Annotated in this window: 1 protein-coding gene; it reads left to right on the top strand. The window is 63.9% G+C overall.

The features are described from left to right. The first annotated feature begins 153 nt into the window (after window positions 1-153). Window positions 154-2736, top strand: a complete 2583-nt coding sequence (locus tag AAF184_25585; protein MEO0425728.1) for a TonB-dependent receptor — start codon at window positions 154-156, stop codon at window positions 2734-2736. The last annotated feature ends 144 nt before the right edge of the window (window positions 2737-2880 follow it).

The raw sequence follows: 2880 nt of genomic DNA, 5'->3' as shown, positions 1-2880 counted from the left end.
TATTCGCTTAGTTGCAGTGCAAGATGACAGCGTAAGTCTTTTTTGGTCACCATGCGTTCGGGGTGGCGGACTCGTCGGCCCGTGTAATCACTTTTGAGGGTCGGGAGTGCCGTCGTGTGGGCGGCCTCGCAACCGGCAGGGATGGGGGAAGAAATGACCAGGAACACATGCGTGATAGGCGCGCTGATGGTGGCGGCGGCAAGCACCCTGTCACCAGCGCTCGCCCAGACGAGCAGCTCGGAGACGTCGATCGAGGAGGTCATCGTCACCGTCGAGCGGCGCGAGCAGACCCTGCAGGAGTACGCGGGCACGGCCCAGGCGTTTTCCGGCGAAGATCTGTTGCGCGATGGTGTAGGCAACGAGCTGCAGAACCTGGCTAACGTGGTGCCGGGGCTGAGCATCGCCAACCAGGAAGGCAACATCGAGATCTACATCCGTGGCGTCGGCTCGGCCAACAACACGGAACTCGGTGACCCGGCCGTCGCGCCGCACATCAACGGCGTGTACGTGCCGCGCCCACGCGGTCTCGGCGTGCAGTTCTACGACGTGCAACGCGTAGAGGTGAACAAAGGTCCGCAGGGCACCCTGCGCGGGCGCAACTCCACCGGCGGCACGATCAACATCATCACCAACAAGGCGCAGCTCGGCGAGACGTCCGCCAACTTCCGGGCGGAGGTCGGTACCTTCGATCAGCGCGCCCTGGTGGGCGTGGTCAACGCGGCGCTCGGCGAGCGGGCGGCGGTGCGCTTCGCCGCGTTCTCCGAAGAGCGCGAATCGAACTACGACAACGTCGGTCTCGCCACGGAGCTGGATCCCGCGGGCATCGAGGACGAGTTCGCGGGCCGCTTCAGCTTGCACGTCGAGCCGATCCCGAACCTCTCCCTCGATCTGATCGCCGACTTCACCACCGAAGGCGGCACGGGCTATCCCGGCACGAACGTCTTCCAGGCGAATCTGGCGGGGTTCAGCGTCGAGGACATCAACCCACGCGAGATCGTCAATCGCGCGGTGCAGGGCGAATTGGATAGCGAGCAGTTCGGCATCACGGCCCTGCTGAACTACTCCTTCGCTTGGGGCTCCCTCGAGTACACGGGCAGCTACCGCGAGCTGGACTTCTTTCAGACCAACGCGGCGGGCAACATCCCGCTGTACCCGGGCCGAGACATCTCCGAGGAAGGCTTCGACTACGAGAACTTCTCCAACGTCTACTGGCAGCAAACCTCCGATGCGATCGTGCAGGAGATCCGCCTCGCCTCAGCGCCGGACAGCCGTCTTCGCTGGAGCCTCGGCGGGTTCTACCTGGATGAGGATCAGACCGTCGGCTTCCTCTCGGCCAACGACAACGGCCTGTTCTTCTCCGGCGTCGAGTTCACCATGCCCGACGTCGACGTGAGCTCCGTGGCGGGCTACTTCGACGCCACCTTCGATGTCACCGACGCCTTCCGCGTCAAGGGCGGTCTTCGCTACACGGTGGAAGACAAGCGGCGCGTCGGCATCGGCGGCAACTGGACCCTCGGTCTGGGCTCCCTCGACTTCAACTGCTGCTTCACCACCCGCCTCGGCACCCCGGGCTTCCAGCCCACGTTCCAGAACCGTCCCACCTTCGATGCACCCACGGATAACGCGAGCGCCGCGCAGTTCCTGGTGGACGGTGCCACCTTCGGCGTGGACGACACCCTGGTGCAGCAGCTCGCGGGCGTCGCTGACGGCAGCTCGCCCAACGGCACCTGCATCGACACGCCGGACACCAACCGCGACGGTTCCCAGACCTGCCCCGACAACGGCCAGCACAGCTTCTTCGTGGTCGGCGCGCCGGTGCAGCAGATCGGCTCCTACGAGGATGAGTTCCTCGACTTCCGCTTAGGTATGGAATTCGATATCGGCGAGGACAACCTGCTCTACGCCATCGTGTCCACGGCGCACAAGTCGGGCGGCTTCAACGATAACCTCGGCGAGATCGCACCGGAGTTCGATCCCGAGAAGCTCACGGCCTACGAGATCGGCTCCAAGAACGCCTTCTTCGTGGGCGATCGTCGAGTGATCTTCAACGCCAGCGCCTTCTACTACGACTACGAGGACCAGGTGTTCCAGTCGCTGATCCAGTTCGGCGGCACGGGCGATGACGGTGGCCTCTCGCTGCTCAACGAAAACGTGGCCGATACGCGCATCTTCGGCGCGGAGCTGTTCACCTCCGTGCCCCTCGGCGGCGGCTTCACCGTGGACGCCACGGCCCTACTGCTGGATGCGGAAGCGGAAGACGGCGAACTGGCCGACGTGCGCGGCCAGGACTTCGGGCAGTCCCCGTCGGCAGTCAACATCGACCTTGCCGGCAACACGCTGCCTAACGTTTCCGATGTCACCTTGATCGGTCGCCTGCAACACGTGTTCGATGCCTTCGGCGGCCAGATGGCGTGGCAGGTGCTCGCCAACTATCGCTCCGACTACTTCCTCACGATCTTCAACGAGGACGACATCGTGCGGCCCGAGGGCTCGAATATCTGCGAGGGCAGTAATGACGCGGTGGCGTGCGGTTTCGAGTCACGGCAGGAGGGCTTCGTCACCCTCAACGCGGGCATCAACTACCGCTCGCGCAACGACCGCTGGGTCGTGGAGCTGTACGGCTCGAACCTGTTGGATGTAGACGCTTCCGTGAAGGCACTCGTGGGTAACGGCAACAACCTGCGCTTCCTGAACAACCCGCGTCAACTCGGTCTGCGGTTTACCCTTAACCTCTAGGGGAGCTCTCAGAGGTTCCCTCGTCCCCCCAAAACGAACGGGTTGATGGGTTTCGGCGCGGCGGCGCACACCCCCGCGCCCACCCGTGTGTTTGTAGCTGTGTACTCGCCCTACACAAGCGACTCTACTTTCTTTCTTAGCAGC

The organism is Pseudomonadota bacterium (assembly GCA_039815145.1).
In the GTDB taxonomy this organism is placed as follows: domain Bacteria; phylum Pseudomonadota; class Gammaproteobacteria; order Steroidobacterales; family JBCBZW01; genus JBCBZW01.
The sequence above is the reverse complement of the archived record's forward strand: the minus strand, read 5'-3'. Positions and strand labels throughout refer to the sequence as shown.